Origin of the sequence: Croceibacterium segetis (genome assembly GCF_011320115.1) — a bacterium.
Taxonomy (GTDB): Bacteria; Pseudomonadota; Alphaproteobacteria; order Sphingomonadales; family Sphingomonadaceae; genus Croceibacterium_B; species Croceibacterium_B segetis.
This window is the reverse complement of record NZ_JAANOZ010000004.1, coordinates 98,768-113,009: the sequence shown is the minus strand read 5'-3', so window position 1 is coordinate 113,009 and position 14,242 is coordinate 98,768. Positions and strand designations below refer to the sequence as shown.

10 protein-coding genes are annotated in these 14,242 nt (G+C 67.3%); 5 read left to right on the top strand and 5 right to left on the bottom strand.

What is annotated here, in order from left to right:
* Positions 1 to 834 carry a twin-arginine translocase subunit TatC gene (gene tatC / locus G7B69_RS06060; protein ID WP_166177199.1) on the top strand — a complete coding sequence of 278 codons (834 nt, stop codon included), beginning with the start codon at positions 1 to 3 and terminating at the stop codon, positions 832 to 834.
* 55 nt (positions 835 to 889) lie between these two features.
* On the opposite strand, the gene G7B69_RS06055 is transcribed toward tatC, so the two are convergent.
* The 3 genes from G7B69_RS06055 to G7B69_RS06045 form a co-directional block, all read right to left on the bottom strand.
* Positions 890 to 1,105, bottom strand: a complete 216-nt coding sequence (locus tag G7B69_RS06055; RefSeq protein ID WP_166177197.1) for a hypothetical protein — start codon at positions 1,103 to 1,105, stop codon at positions 890 to 892.
* A 180-nt stretch (positions 1,106 to 1,285) separates the two neighbouring features.
* Positions 1,286 to 2,938 (bottom strand): amidohydrolase, encoded by a 1,653-nt coding sequence (locus G7B69_RS06050; RefSeq protein WP_166177195.1) that lies wholly within the window; start codon positions 2,936 to 2,938, stop codon positions 1,286 to 1,288.
* The gene (locus G7B69_RS06045; protein WP_166177193.1) at positions 2,935 to 3,837 is read right to left on the bottom strand and encodes an NAD(P)-dependent oxidoreductase; all 903 of its coding nucleotides are present in this window, start codon (positions 3,835 to 3,837) and stop codon (positions 2,935 to 2,937) included. The genes G7B69_RS06050 and G7B69_RS06045 overlap by 4 nt, the downstream gene beginning before the upstream one ends.
* Before the next feature lie 92 nt (positions 3,838 to 3,929).
* Here G7B69_RS06045 and G7B69_RS06040 point away from each other — a divergent pair, with 92 nt between their 5' ends.
* From G7B69_RS06040 to G7B69_RS06025, 4 genes are all read left to right on the top strand, one after another.
* Positions 3,930 to 5,168, top strand: coding sequence for a threonine ammonia-lyase (locus tag G7B69_RS06040; RefSeq protein ID WP_166177191.1), 1,239 nt, complete (start codon positions 3,930 to 3,932; stop codon positions 5,166 to 5,168).
* Positions 5,169 to 5,347: 179 nt separating this feature from the next.
* Positions 5,348 to 6,199, top strand: a complete 852-nt coding sequence (locus tag G7B69_RS06035; protein ID WP_166177189.1) for an arginyltransferase — start codon at positions 5,348 to 5,350, stop codon at positions 6,197 to 6,199.
* 10 nt (positions 6,200 to 6,209) lie between these two features.
* On the top strand, positions 6,210 to 8,339 hold the full coding sequence (locus G7B69_RS06030; RefSeq protein ID WP_166177187.1) for an autotransporter assembly complex protein TamA: 2,130 nt from the start codon (positions 6,210 to 6,212) through the stop codon (positions 8,337 to 8,339).
* Positions 8,339 to 12,547 carry a translocation/assembly module TamB domain-containing protein gene (locus G7B69_RS06025; RefSeq protein WP_166177185.1) on the top strand — a complete coding sequence of 1,403 codons (4,209 nt, stop codon included), beginning with the start codon at positions 8,339 to 8,341 and terminating at the stop codon, positions 12,545 to 12,547. The genes G7B69_RS06030 and G7B69_RS06025 overlap by 1 nt, the downstream gene beginning before the upstream one ends.
* 6 nt (positions 12,548 to 12,553) lie before the next feature.
* Here G7B69_RS06025 and G7B69_RS06020 read toward each other — a convergent pair whose 3' ends face one another.
* Both G7B69_RS06020 and G7B69_RS06015 read right to left on the bottom strand, forming a co-directional pair.
* On the bottom strand, positions 12,554 to 13,126 hold the full coding sequence (locus G7B69_RS06020; RefSeq protein ID WP_166177183.1) for a fasciclin domain-containing protein: 573 nt from the start codon (positions 13,124 to 13,126) through the stop codon (positions 12,554 to 12,556).
* A gap of 11 nt (positions 13,127 to 13,137) precedes the next feature.
* On the bottom strand, positions 13,138 to 14,190 hold the full coding sequence (locus G7B69_RS06015) for a hypothetical protein (protein WP_166177181.1): 1,053 nt from the start codon (positions 14,188 to 14,190) through the stop codon (positions 13,138 to 13,140).
* Positions 14,191 to 14,242: the final 52 nt, after the last annotated feature.

Below are 14,242 nucleotides of genomic sequence, written 5' to 3'. Positions count from 1 at the left end.
ATGGCCTTCAAGATCCGCGACATCGATGAAACCCAGGCACCGCTGCTCGATCACCTGGTCGAGCTGCGCAAGCGGCTGGTCCGCGCCTTTCTGGCGCTCGGTGCGGCCTTCGTGGTCTGCCTGTACTTCGCCAACGACATCTTCGCGATCCTCGTCCGGCCGCTGGCCGCTGCCTTTCCGCCGGGGCAGGGCAAGCTGATCTACACCAAGCTCTACGAAGCCTTTTTCGTCGACATCAAGGTTGCCCTGTTCGCGGCGTTCTTCGTCAGCTTTCCGGTGATCGCCAACCAGCTATGGGCGTTCGTCGCACCTGGGCTCTATGCGCGCGAGAAGAAGGCCTTCCTGCCGTTCCTGCTGGCCACGCCAGTGCTCTTCGTGATGGGGGCGAGCCTCGCCTATTTCGTGGTGATGCCGACGGCGTTCAAATACTTCCTCGGCTTTCAGCACACGTCCTCGGGCCTGCAGCAGGAGGCGCTGCCGGCGATGGGCGATTACCTCGACCTGGTGATGCGCTTCATCTTCGCTTTCGGCGCAGCGTTCCTGCTGCCGGTGCTGCTGCTGCTGCTGCAGCGCGCCGGGCTGGTGACGCGGACTCAGTTGGTCGGCGCGCGGCGCTATGTTGTCGTGGCGATATTCATCGTCGCCGCGGTGATCACCCCGCCCGATGTCGTTTCGCAGTTCGCGCTGGCAGTCCCGCTGCTGGCCCTGTTCGAAGGGACGCTGCTGCTGATGCGCTTCAACGAGGGCAGGGCCGCGCGGCTCGCGGCGCAAGAGGCGCCGTCGGATGGTGAAGCTGCGGCGATCGACGTCGCCGAAGCGACCGACGGGCCCTGAAACGAAAAGCGGGGCCAAAAGGCCCCGCTCCGTAAGTCAAATGCTGGCCGTAATCCTACGGGCTGACCGGCTTGTTGTTGTCGTCGGCAACGATCACGATGACGCCAATGATCACCGCGGCGGCCAGGATAAGCAGAATGGGGCTGACGCCGGCGATGTCTTCGCCTTTCTGCGTGGACGACGCGCGGGCCGGAGTGGCGGCCTGGGCCGCGATCGGCACGGTGACGAGGCTAACCATCGCCGCCGCCGTAAGAATCTTAGTCAATTTCATAGGAGACCCCTCATTATGTTACTGTATTCCCTTGCCTGCCCCCTACAATAAGTCTGGCTGAAATCCAGCGGAAATTGGTCCATTGCGGTTCGCGCCCTTGGCAGACCGATTGATCTGTCTCTGCCGGCGCAAAAGGGGTTCAATCACGGACGCTCGAGCGCGTCGCCAATCTGTGTTTGGCTACTTGTCGGCAGCATAAACCTTTTGCCCCCCGATCCACGTTTCGAGTACCCGCGTCTGCCGCAAATCTGCAGCGGTTGCAGCCAGCGGGTCGCGGTCGACGAGCAGGAAATCGGCCCGCTCTCCGGGCTTGAGTTCGCCGAAGCGGCCTTCGGCAAAGCCCGCGTAGGCCGCACCGGCGGTGTAGGCGGCCAGCGCCTGTTCGCGCGTGATCGTCTGTTGCGGCTGCCAGCCTCCCGCGGGCTCGCCGTTCGCGTCCTGCCGGCTCACCGCCACCGCCATGCCGACGAACGGCTCGGGCGCCTCGACCGGCGAATCCGAGCCGAATGCCAGCGGCACGCCGTTTTGCAGCATCGAGCGCCAAGCATAGGCCCCCGCGAGGCGATAGGGCCCGAGCCGCGCCTCGGTCATTATGCGATCGGAAGTCTGGTGGACCGGTTGCATCGAGGCAACGATGCCGTGCTGCGCGAAGCGCGGCAGGTCGACCGGGTCGACGATCTGGGCATGTTCGACGCGCCAGCGGCGGTCGCCCGTGAAGTCCGTCGACAGCTCGTCGATCGCGTCCAGCACTTCGGCATTGGCGGCATCGCCGATCGCGTGGATCGCGACTTGGAAGTGATCCATCGCCGCACGGCTCATGATGTTCCTGAGCTGGGTGCCGCTGAGCCGCGCGTTGCCGGTGTTCTTCGGGTCGTCGGCATAAGGCGCCTTGAGCAGCGCGCCACGGCTGCCGAGCGCGCCGTCGGAGTAAACCTCGCCCAGCCCGCCCAGCCGCAGGCGGTCGTCATAAAGCCAGGGCGTCGGTCCGGTGCCGCCGATCAGGATCATGTCGCCAACGCTGGCGGCATAACTCATCAGACGGATCTGCAGCCGCCCGCTGTCGCCCGCGCGGCGATAGGCCATCCAGTTCTCGATCGTCACGTCCATGTCGCCGACCGCCGTCACGCCGTTGCGCTCGAGCAGTTCCTGCGCCTTGTGGAGCGCCAAGTCGCGGTCCTGCGGGCGCGGCGGGGGGACCTTGGCATCGATCAACGTCCGCGCATTGTCGATCAGCACTCCCGCGGGTTTCTGCGAGCCGGCGACCCGCTCGATCCGTCCGCCTAGCGGATCGGCCGTCTTTGCGGTCACGCCGCCGGCGGCCAGCGCGAGCGAGTTGCCCCACGCCGCGTGGCCGTCGACACGTCCGAGCCACACCGGGCGGTCCGACACGACGGCGTCGATCTCGGCGGCCGTCGGGAAGCGCCCGAGCTGCCACGTCTCCTGATTCCAGCCGCGGCCGACGATCCACGGAGCGTCGGGATGCGACTTGGCGTATTCGGCAATCTTCGCCTGGGCTTCGGCGAGCGATTTCGTGCCGCTGAGATCGAGTGTCAGCAGCGAGAGGCCGAGTTCCATCACGTGCAGGTGCGCATCGATCATGCCGGGCATCAACGTGCGGCCCTGGCCGTCGATCTTGTAGTCGGTTCGCGGCGCCTTGTCGTAGCGCGAGAGGACTTGCGCAATCCGTCCGTGGTCGTCGATCACCAACGCGGCGAAGCGGCTGACATGGCCCTCCCGATCGACCGAGATGCCGTTGACGTCGTCGATCAGCGTATCGGCGAAGGCAGGGGCAGGAAGCAGGAGCGCGCCCGCCAGGATCGCGCAGCGGATCATGCCCTCGACCGTTCGCCCAGGTGCCGGATCAGCGCGCTGGTGTCCAGCCGGCCGCCGCCTTCCGCCTGCACCTTCCCATAATAGCCGTCGACCAGCTCGGTGACCGGCAGTTCGAAGCCGTTCTGGCGCGCTTCCGCCAGCGCGATGGCGAGGTCCTTCCTCATCCAGTCGATGGCGAAGCCGAAGTCGAACTCGCCCGCGGCCATCGTCGCCCAGCGGTTCTCCATCTGCCAGCTCTGCGCCGCGCCGCCGGAAATCGCTTCCAACACCCGGGCCATGTCGAGCCCGGCGGCCTGCGCGAAGCGGACGCCTTCGGAGAGGCCGGCGAGGGTCCCGGCGATGCAGATCTGGTTGACCGCCTTGGTCGCCTGGCCCGCGCCGGCCTGGCCGATATGGACCATGCGCGCGCCGTAGGCTTGCATGACCGGCCGCGCCCGCTCCATCGCCTGCGCCGACCCTCCGCACATGATTGCCAGCTTGCCGTTCTCGGCCCCGGCCTGGCCGCCGGAGACCGGCGCGTCGAGCGCGTCGACTCCGCGGCTGGCGGCCTCTTCGGCAATGCGCCGCGCGATCTGCGGCGAGACCGTGGTGTGGTCGATGAACAGCGCCCCCTCTCGCATCGCCGCCAACGCGCCTGCTTCGCCGAGGACCACTTCGGCGAGATCGTCGTCGTTGCCGACGCACGTGATCACCACGTCCTGCCCGGCGGCCGCTTGCGCCGGCGTCGCCGCGGTGGCCACATCGAGCCCTTCGCCACGATGCCTGTCGAGCCAGCCCTGGGCGCGCGAGACGGTGCGGTTATAGGCAGTGACGCGGTGCCCCGCTCGGGCGAGGTGACCGGCCATCGGGGCGCCCATCACGCCGAGGCCGAGGAAGGCGATGCGCTGCGCGGTGCTCATGGGCGCCTCCTGCCGCCTTGGTCGGGGCAAAGCAATCGTTGTGCGCTTCGACGATTTGCACGCGCCGCAATTTGCGTTACCGCCGCGCGCCTATGGACGAGAGCCTCACCGCCGAGCAGCAATTGCTGACGATCGACGACGTGCGCGCCGCCGCGCGCCGCATCGAAGGGGCGGTCGTGCGCACACCGACCGCCCATTCGAAGACGCTGTCGCGGATCACCGGCGCCGATATCTGGCTCAAGTTCGAGAATCACCAGTTCACCGCTGCCTACAAGGAGCGCGGCGCACTCAACGCCCTGCTGCTGATGGACGAGACGCAGCGGAAGCGCGGGGTCATCGCCGCGTCGGCGGGCAACCACTCGCAAGGACTCAGCTACCACGGCACCCGCCTCGGCGTGCCGGTGACCATCGTCATGCCCAAGACCACGCCGATGGTGAAGGTGATGCAGACCGAGCAGGTCGGCGGCAAGGTCGTGCTCGAGGGCGAGACCTACGACGAGGCCTATGCCACCGCTCGGAGCATGGAGAAGCAGCTCGGGCTGACTTTTGTCCACCCGTTCGACGATCCGGTGGTCGCCGCTGGGCAGGGCACCGTCGCGCTCGAGATGCTCGAGGACGCGCCCGAGTTGGAGACGCTGGTCGTGCCGATCGGCGGCGGCGGGCTGATCTCGGGCATGGCGACGGTGGCCAAGGCGCTCAATCCGAAGATCGAGGTGATCGGCGTCCAGGCGCAGCTCTACCCGTCGATGTACGACCGCATCAAAGGCGCGCACTTACCGTGCGGCGGCGACACACTGGCCGAAGGCATCGCCGTCAAGCAGCCGGGCGAGTTCACTTCGCGGATCATCGAACGGCTGGTCGACGATATCCTGCTCGTCAGCGAGGCCGACCTCGAGACCGCGGTCGCCCTCCTGCTGCAGATCGAGAAGACGGTGGTCGAGGGTGCCGGCGCGGCGGGACTGGCTGCAGTGATGGCGCACAAGGAACGGTTCGCCGGCAAGAAAGTCGGCCTGGTGCTGTGCGGCGGCAACATCGACACGCGCCTGCTCGCCAACGTCCTGTTGCGCGACCTTGCCCGTGAAGGGCGGCTGGCGCGGCTGAGGATCACCCTGCAGGACCGCCCCGGCGCGCTCTACAAGGTGATGCACGAGTTCGACGCGCACAGCGTCAACATCCTCGAGATCTATCACCAGCGGATTTTCACCGATCTGCCCGCCAAGGGCCTCGTCACCGACATCGAATGCGAAGCGCGCGACCGGCAGCAGCTCGAGAAGCTGATCGCCGCGCTGAGGGCCAAGGGCTACTCGGTTAGCCAGGTCGAGCTCAACTAACGGCGGCCGAGACGCCCCAGAACGGGGCGTTTCGCTCATTTTGTCCCATCCTTGCGCAAATTAACCCTGCAAGCGGGGGAAATTACGGTTAATGGTATTTAACGAAGTGAGTCCCGGGAGCATACGCGGGGTTCGCTCGTAGAGCATGTGATTGGCTTCAGGAGAGGACCGCCAGAGCCGTGACGGCCCCCATTCGGTTTCCCCGCTTCTTCGTGACGAGCCCCGCGCCGTGTCCCTATCTGCCGGGCCGGATCGAGCGGAAGGTTTTCACGGAGCTCAAGGGTCCGCACGCCGAGGAGCTTAACGACGCGCTCGGCCGGATCGGCTTCCGCCGCAGCCAGACCGTCGCTTATCGCCCGAGCTGCCTCGATTGTCGGGCGTGCGTCTCGGTTCGGGTCGTGGCGGGCGAGTTCACCCCGTCGTCGGCCCAACGGCGCAACCAGAAGCGCAACGGCGATCTGGTGGCCACCGAATGCCGCCCGTGGGCTACTACCGAGCAGTTCGATTTGCTGCAGCGTTATCTCGCGCACCGCCACCCTGGGGGCGGCATGGCGGCGATGGACGAGATCGATTACGCCGACATGGTGGAACATACGTCGGTCTCCAGCTTTGTCATCGAGTATAGGGAGCCCTCGGAGGACGGGAGGCCGGGACGCCTGGTGGGCGCCTGCCTGACGGATCGACAGGGGGATGGGTTGTCGATGATCTACAGCTTCTACGACCCGGAACATGAGGCGCGCACGGGGCTTGGGAACTACATCATTCTCGACCATATCCAGCGGGCGGCCGCTGCAGCCCTGCCATACGTCTACCTCGGCTACTGGGTCGATGGGGCGCAGCGGATGCAGTACAAGGTCCGCTATCGCCCGCTCGAACGGCTCGGTCCCGATGGATGGCGGCGCTTCAGCGAGGAGCAGCAGGCCGCACTCGTCGCCGCGGCTGCCGCCTCCCGCCGCGACGAAGCTCCCGCCGTTGACGGCGGCAGCAAGGACGGCACTCCTGGCGGCCAGTTCCAGTACAAGATCGGCTGACGTCCCACTGATGCGTCACTTGCGGCGGTTCGTCGCCGCGCTGGCGGTCTCGGCCGTGCTGGTCCAGCCGGTCGCCGCGCAGGATCGCAACACGCTCCCCGAGCTCGAGCAGCTGATCCCGGATTCGGCGGTCGACAATCCCGAAGATTGGGCGAAACAAGGCGTGCCGTCGGAGGCAGTCCCGCAGCCCGACGTTCAGCCTGATACGCCGCTCGCGGACTTGCCGCTGATCACGGTGCCCTGGCCGGAGCAGTTGGAGCTTCCGCAGCTCGCTCCGCTGACCCCTGAACCCGACATCCAGTTCGCCGAGCCCGAAGCGCCGCTGCCCCAGCTTCGCGAGGGCGAGGAAGTGCGCCTCTCGAGCGAGCTGCTGCTGGTGTTCCCCAACGAAGCCGCGCAGTTCCCCGAACGCGAGGCGTTCGTCCGCCGCTTCAAGCAGCTTTCCACGATCGAGCAATATGACGACAACGGTAGCGCCGCGCGTCTCGCCGCCCAGGCCCGGCAAGACCAGGACCTCCTAGAACGGATGCTGCGGGTCTACGGCTATTACGACGCGCTGGTGATGCGCAACGTCAGCGTGGGCGACCGCGAACAGACCAAGGCGGCGCGGCCGACCGTGCGTTTCGACATCCTTCCGGGCAAGCAATATGCCGTCGGTGCCATCGATCTCGGTGGACTCGCGGCGGCGGGCCCGGATTACCCGATGCTGCGCTCCGCCTTCGAAATTCAGAGCGGCGATCCGCTGCTGCAGGACAAGATCGACAGTGAGCGCGCCGACCTCGACACCGCGCTGGGCGAATCGGGCTATCCCTTCGCCGCAATTGCGGATCCGGAACTGCTGATCGATCACGCGCGAGACCAGGGTGACCTGACCATGCTGGTCACGCCGGGCGGCAAGTACCGCTTCGGTAAAGTAACAAGCAACCTGCCGGACTTCCTCTCGGGCAAGCATTTGGCTGAGATCGCTCGATTCGACTCCGGCGACCTCTACCAGCGCAGCCTCGAGCTGGACCTCCGGCAGGCGATTCAGGCAACCGGGCTGGTCGCCACCAGCAAGCTCACCCCGGTCGAGGTCACGCCGCCGTCCAACGGCCAGCCGGGCACGGTCGACATCGCGGTCGAAATGACCAAAGCCAAGCTCCGCACGATCATCGGGCAAATCGGCTACGGCACCGGCGAAGGCTTCAAGGCCGAGGGCAGCTGGGAGCACCGCAACCTGTTCCCGCCCGAGGGCGCGCTCAAAGTGCGCGGGATCGCCGGCACGCGCGAGCAGCTCGCCGGCGTGACCTTCCGGCGCAACAACTTCCACGGCCGCGACAAGGTGCTGACGGTCGACGCCTTTGCCAGCACGCTCGACTACGACGCTTATGACGCGCGCACCGTCTCGCTCGTCGGCAGCCTCGAGCGCCTGAGCACGCTGCTCTACCAGAAGAAGTTCAGCTGGTCGCTCGGCGTCGAGCTGACGGCAACCGGCGAGCGTCAGGCCACAGCCAGCGGCAGCGGAGTCAACAATTTCGGACCGCGGCAGACCTATTTCATCGGCGCGATCCCGCTTTACGGGCAGTTCGACACCTCGGACGATCTGCTCAACCCGACCAAGGGCTATCGTCTCTCGGCGCATGTCTCGCCCGAGACTTCGCGCACGAACAAAGACCAGAGCTTCTACGTGCGCGCGCAAGGCGACGCGAGCTACTACTACTCAGTCAGCGACAGGATCGTCCTCGCGGCGCGCGTGCGCCTCGCCAGCATTCCCGGAGCTCCGCTTTCCGCGATCGCGCCCTCGCGCAGGCTCTACGCCGGCGGCGGCGGGTCGGTGCGCGGTTACGGCTACCAGTCGATCGGGCCGCATGACAGCCAGGGCGATCCCACCGGCGGGCGCTCGCTGGTCGAGCTTTCGGCCGAGGCGCGCATCCAGACGCCGTGGCTCGGCGGCGCGCTCGGGATCGTCCCGTTCGTCGATGCCGGCACCGTCGGCAGCAGCTCGACCCCGAGCTTCAACGAGATCAAGCTCGGGGCCGGGATCGGTGTGCGCTACCTGACCGGCTTCGGCCCGATTCGCGTCGATGTCGGCGTGCCGCTCAATCCGGGTCCGGGCGACGGCCCGGTCGGCGTCTACGTCGCGCTGGGGCAAGCCTTCTGATGGCCGAAGAGGAGGTCATCGAGGGGGGCGAGGAGACCGTAATCGTCCACCGGCGGCGTGACACCCTGCGCAAGATCGCTGTGTGGGCCGGACGACTGGTCGTGCTGCTGCTGGCGCTGTTTGCGGTGGCGGTGCTTTATCTCAACACCGGCTCTGGGCGGCAGTTCATCGTCAACCGGATCGCCAAGGTCGCGCCTGCCTCGGGCCTCAAGGTCAGCGTCGGCCGCATCGAAGGCTCGGTGCTGTGGAACGCCACGCTTTACGACGTGAAGTTCCGCGACGCGCGCGGCAAGCTGTTCCTCACCGTCCCCGCGGTCGAGCTCAACTGGCGACCGTACAAGTTCCCCTTCACCGGGCTCGACGTGCGCGCCCTCGTGCTCCACGATGGCACTCTCTACGCCAAGCCCAATCTGAATCCCGGCGATCCCAACGCCCCGACGCTGCCCAATTTCGACATCCGCGTCGACCGCTTCGTGATCGACAACTTGACGGTCGCCAAGGGCCTGCTCGGCGAGGAGCGCCACGTCGATTTCCAGGCTCACGCGCATGTCCATCGCGGGTTGGTCAAGCTCGACGCCAAGGGCCAACTCGGCGGCGGCGACCGCTTCACGGCGCTGGTCAATGCCGAACCCGACGGCAACGTGTTCGACCTCGATCTCGACTACCGCGCGCCCAAGGGCGGGCTGCTCGCCTCGCTCACCGGGACAAAGCACGACACGCGCGTCCGGCTCCTGGGCGACGGCACCTGGAGGACCTGGAACGGCGCCTTCGTCGCCCGCGAGGACGGCCAGCGGGTGGCCGCGCTTAAGCTGTACAACCGGGCCGGGCACTACCGCATTTCAGGCCTGGTGTGGCATCGCGACTACCTTACCGGCCTGTCGGCGCGGGCGCTGGGAGAATCCACCGCGGTCGCGCTGGTCGGCACCCTCAAGCAGAGTGTGCTCAGTGGCTCGGCGGCGCTGCGCGGGGCGGGGATCAGTCTCGACGGTATGGGCGGCATCGACCTCGGCAACAACGCGTTCAGGAACGCCCGGCTCAAGATCGACCTGGTCGACAAGCAACTGTTCGGTCCGGGCCTGACAATGCGCGACGTGGTGATCAACACCACGCTCGATGGCCCCTGGCGCGGCTTCAGCGCGCCGTTTGAGCTCAAGGTCGGGCAAGCCGATTTCGGCGGCACGGTGTTCACCGGGATCGGCGAACGCGGGAGGCTGGCGTACGACGGCAAACGCTGGACCCTGCCGCTCAACGCCTCGGTCGAGCGGATCGCCAGCGGCAACGCCATCATCGACCCGAAGTTGGTCAATGGCAGGCTGACCGGCACAGTGTACCTGGCGGGTGGCGACTTGCGCTCCGACGACTTGCAGCTGCGCTTCGCCGGCCTCTCGGCCAACCTGGTCCTGCGCGGAGACATCCACCGCGGCGGCTACGGCATTTCCGGCCCGATCGAGGCGCGCGGTCTCGTCGTTCAGAACCTCGGGACCGTCGATTTCGGGGCCAAGATGCGCTTCGGGATCGGCAACGGCGTGCCGTGGCGACTGGCGGCCAACTTCTCCGGTCGCATGCCGAAAGTGACCAACGCCACGCTGGCCAATCTTTCGGGCGGCAACATTCGCTTCGAGGGCGGGGTGCTGTTCGGCGCCGCGCAGCCGATCATCTTCCGCAAGACGACGATCCGCGCCAACAAGCTGTCGCTGCGCCTCGACGGGCGGGTGGAGAACGGGGTGACGAGCCTCGTCGGCAGCGGACGGCACGTCGATTACGGCGCGTTCACGGTCAAGGCCACGCTCGCCCAGGACGGGCCGCACGCCGACCTGGTGTTCGCCAACCCGCTGCCCGCGGCCGGGCTACGCGACGTGCACATTGCCCTCGCGCCGACGCGGGACGGCTTCAAGATCGACACCTCGGGCGATTCCACCCTCGGACCGTTCAAGGGGCTGCTCTTCCTGACCTCCCCGGCGGGTGGACCGACCCGCATCCGCATCGATCACCTTGACGTCTGGCGGACCGCGGTGACCGGCGACCTGACGCTCGGCGACGGCGGCGCGTCGGGGAACCTGCGCCTCAGCGGCGGCGGTCTCGACGGCACGATCGCCCTCGCTCCCCGGCGCGGCGCCCAAGGTTTCGATGTGAACCTGGTCGCCAGGGACGCGACCTTCGGCGGCGCCACGCCATTCTCGGTGCGGCAGGCAACCGTCGATTTCAGCGGCTTCGTCGGCGGTGGCAACAGCTCGATTCAGGGCGCGGTCCAGGCGCAAGGGGTCAGCTACGGCAGCCTGTTCATCGGCCGGCTCGACGCGCGCGCCAACGTGGTCAACGGCCGCGGCACGTTCAGCGGGTCGCTCGCCGGGCGCCGCGGCAGCCAGTTCCAGTTGCAGGTGACCGGCGACGTGACGCCAGAGCGGATCGCCGCTGCCGCGCGCGGCAATTACGGCGGCCAGGCGATCACCATGCCGCGCCGGGCGGTGCTGCTCAAGCAATCCGACGGCAGCTGGCAGCTGCAGAAGACGCAGCTGACGTTCGGCGGCGGCATCGCCATCGCCGAAGGACAATTCGGCGGCGCCGCCGGGACGCAACTTAGCCTGAGCCTGGCCAAGATGCCGCTGTCGCTGGTCGATGTCCTCGGCGGGGACCTCGGCGTGGGTGGCTCGATTTCGGGCATCGTCGACTTCCGCAGCAGCCCCGGCGGCGTGCCGACCGGCAGTGCGAGGGTGATGTTGACCGGGCTCACGCGCTCGGGCCTGTTGTTGACCTCGCGCCCGGTCGATCTGGCGCTCGTGGCGCAGCTCTCTCCGACTCTTCTGCAAATGCGCGCCGTGTTGCAGGACAAGGGCCAGATACTCGGCCGGCTGCAGGGCCGCATCGCCAACCTGCCGCCCGGCGGCGCACTCTACGATCGGCTTAGCGCCGGCAACCTGCTGGCCCAGGTGCGTTATGTTGGGCCCGCCGACGCCCTGTGGCGGCTCGCCGCGCTCGAAACGTTCGATGTCACCGGCACGATCCGCGTCGCTGCCGACGTGCGCGGCTCGCTCGCCGATCCGCAAGTGCGCGGCTCCGTCGCCGGCGACGACCTCAGGGTGCAAAGCACGCTCACCGGAACCGACCTGAAGCAAGTAAAGGCTGCCGGCAGTTTCGCCGGCTCGCGGCTGCAGCTGTCCAGCTTCAGCGGAACCGCCCCGAATGGCGGCACCGTCGTCGGCAGCGGGTTCGTCGATCTTGCCGGCATGGGGCCGGGCCGCAGCCCAGCGCTAGATTTGAAGATCGCCGCTAACAAGGCCGAGATCCTCGACCTGTCGACGATGGGCGCGACCGTCACCGGTCCGATCCGCATCGTTTCGAACGGCCTCGGTGGCACCATCGCCGGACGTTTGAGGGTGAACAAGGCGCATTGGCGCCTCGGCGCCGCCACGGGCGCCTCGCAACTGCCGATCATCAAGACGACGGACATCAACGTTCCCGCGGATATCGCCCCGCCGCGCGCGCCCGGAGCGCCGTGGCGCTATCTGATCGACGCGACAGCGCCGGGCGGGATCGCCGTCGATGGCATGGGGCTCGACAGCGAGTGGAGCGCGAACATCGTGCTCCGCGGCACGACTTCGGACCCGAGGATCGGCGGGGTCGCCCGGGTGGTGCCGCGGCAGGGCTTCTACGACTTTGCCGGCTCGCGGTTCGACATCATTCGCGGGATCATCGATTTCAACGAGAACGCGCCGCCCGATCCGCAGATCGACCTGACGGCTGAAACCACCGCGGGCTCGCTGACCGTCCAGGTGCACGTCGGCGGGAGGGCCTCGAGGCCCGACATCACCTTCAGCTCGACCCCGTCGATGCCGGAAGAGGAAATTCTTGCCCAGCTGCTGTTCGGCGGCTCGATCGCCAACCTTTCTGCGACGGACGCGCTGCAACTTGGCGCGGCGCTGTCGAGCTTGCGCGGCGGCGCCGGGCTCGATCCAATCAATCGGCTGCGCAAGGCGATCGGGCTCGATCGCTTGCGCATCGTGCCGGCCGACCCGGCGCTCAACCACGGCACCGCGCTGGCGCTCGGCAAGCGGTTCCACCGCCGCTTCTATGTCGAGATCATCACCGACGGACGTGGCTACAACGCCACCAGCCTCGAGTTTCGCATCACCAGCTGGCTGTCGCTCCTCGGAACGGTTTCGTCGCTCGGCCGCGAGAGCATCGCGGCTGCGTATCACAAGGATTATTGAGGAAGCTCAGAGTTTCTTGAGGACGCCGTCGACCGGGATTGCGACGCCGTTACTGGCCGCGGTCGCGTCGCCGGCGATGTTGGCTGTCGATCCGTCCTCTGCGGCGACCAGGTATCCGTCGCCGTCGCGCGTGAAGGTCAGCTTGTGATCGCCCATCGTCTGAACCTTGACCCGGCCCCCTTCGGCATCGATCGCCGTGCCGATGTCGTCGGGAGTCAGGTAGCCGGGCACGATATGATCGCGCAGCACCGCGGTCAGCACCGCCCGCTGATCCGCTTGCCGCAACGCCTTTCCGGCATCGCCCAGCTTGGCGAACGCATCATTGGTCGGCGCGAAGATGGTGTAGGATCCGGCATTGTCGAAAACCTCGCTGAGCCCGGTGTCCCGCAACGCGCCGGTAAGCGTCGACAGGCTGTCCTGCTTCGACATCGCCTCGGCCAAGGTGTCGCCCGAGGGCTCGGGCGTGGCCGTCTTTTCGCTATCGGCCTTGTCCGAATTGTTCGAGCAGGCGGCGAGCGGCAGCAGCGCGGCGGCTACCGCGATCGCCAGCGGGCGGCGAAGGGCCTGTGCTATAGTCATGACTGCGCTCCTCAACCGGCCAGCAGGTCGATCGCCGCTGTCACCAGCTGCGTCGTTGGATCGACTTGGTAGATATAGCCGTCGCCGTAACGGTATCGGGCGTCGGGCCCGTCAACGTACTGGCTGCGATAGGGATAGGGGACGTTGTAGACGTCGTATCCCGCCGGCAGCGGCGAGCCGATCTGGAAGTTGTCGCCGGTCAAAAGTGCGGCAATCGAAGTGATCGCCGAAGTCGACGGATCGACCCGGTAGAGGACATCGTCGGCATAACGGTAGCCGCCCGGCGGGCCGAGATCGTAATAATCGGCGTAGTATTCGGGGACTGTCACCGGTGCGTACATGCTTGGCCAGATGTTGCCCGGCGAGAGGGCGCCGCCGAGCAGCGGTACGTAGCTCGCCACCCGGTCACCGTTGAGTCGCAGCAGGTAGCCGTCGTCGTAGGCGTAGGGGCCGCCTGCGAGGTCCGTCAGGCCCCACCAGCCGGGTTGGTAGAGGCGCTGCTTCGCCAGACCCGGCGGCATGCAGCCGTTGTTCTTCTTGGCAAGGCCGGGCGGGCAGCCGTCGATCGGGCGGAGGCGAACGGCGGCGACATCGAATGACTCGTGGGCACTGCGGTCCGAGTAGTAACGGCGGCCATCCTCGAGCACCTTGACGCCGGGCCCGGCCGCCTTGGCCATTTTCTCGTTCGCACCGTTCCGCTTGGTCTTGTCGGGCGACTGGGCGGGCTTGTCAGCATGCGCCGCGGCTGATCGGCCACGGTCGGTCTGTTTCGCTGGGCCTTGCGCTTTTCCGGGTGCGTTCACCTTCCGATTCCCATGCGGAGGCCCTACAGCCTTCATGGTCGGCGCCATCGGGCCTGCCGAGCGCGCGAAATTCCCGTGGCCGCTGGCCCTCATCGACGGACCGTGCATCGTCGGCGCTTTCATCGCCGGGCCCTGCATCGCCGGGCCGTGGGATGCTTTGCCGCTACCGCCCGGCCCGCCCTTGCCGTGTCCGTTACCTTGGGCGGCCAGTGGAGCCACAGCCAGCGCGATGACGGCGGCGCCGAACAGCAGGTGCTTCATTGCGGAGTCTCCTTGGAGCCTAGAACCGGGGGACCGGCGGGCGGGTTCCCCG

What these genes read in the sequence shown, in the direction of transcription:
- G7B69_RS06050 (WP_166177195.1), bottom strand. Translation starts at nt 2,938, where the DNA reads ATGATCCGCTGCGCGATCCTGGCGGGCGCGCTCCTGCTTCCTGCCCCT.
- G7B69_RS06040 (WP_166177191.1), top strand. Translation starts at nt 3,930, where the DNA reads ATGGACGAGAGCCTCACCGCCGAGCAGCAATTGCTGACGATCGACGAC.
- tatC (WP_166177199.1), top strand. Translation starts at nt 1, where the DNA reads ATGGCCTTCAAGATCCGCGACATCGATGAAACCCAGGCACCGCTGCTC.
- G7B69_RS06015 (WP_166177181.1), bottom strand. Translation starts at nt 14,190, where the DNA reads ATGAAGCACCTGCTGTTCGGCGCCGCCGTCATCGCGCTGGCTGTGGCT.
- G7B69_RS06045 (WP_166177193.1), bottom strand. Translation starts at nt 3,837, where the DNA reads ATGAGCACCGCGCAGCGCATCGCCTTCCTCGGCCTCGGCGTGATGGGC.
- G7B69_RS06025 (WP_166177185.1), top strand. Translation starts at nt 8,339, where the DNA reads ATGGCCGAAGAGGAGGTCATCGAGGGGGGCGAGGAGACCGTAATCGTC.
- G7B69_RS06055 (WP_166177197.1), bottom strand. Translation starts at nt 1,105, where the DNA reads ATGAAATTGACTAAGATTCTTACGGCGGCGGCGATGGTTAGCCTCGTC.
- G7B69_RS06030 (WP_166177187.1), top strand. Translation starts at nt 6,210, where the DNA reads ATGCGTCACTTGCGGCGGTTCGTCGCCGCGCTGGCGGTCTCGGCCGTG.
- G7B69_RS06020 (WP_166177183.1), bottom strand. Translation starts at nt 13,126, where the DNA reads ATGACTATAGCACAGGCCCTTCGCCGCCCGCTGGCGATCGCGGTAGCC.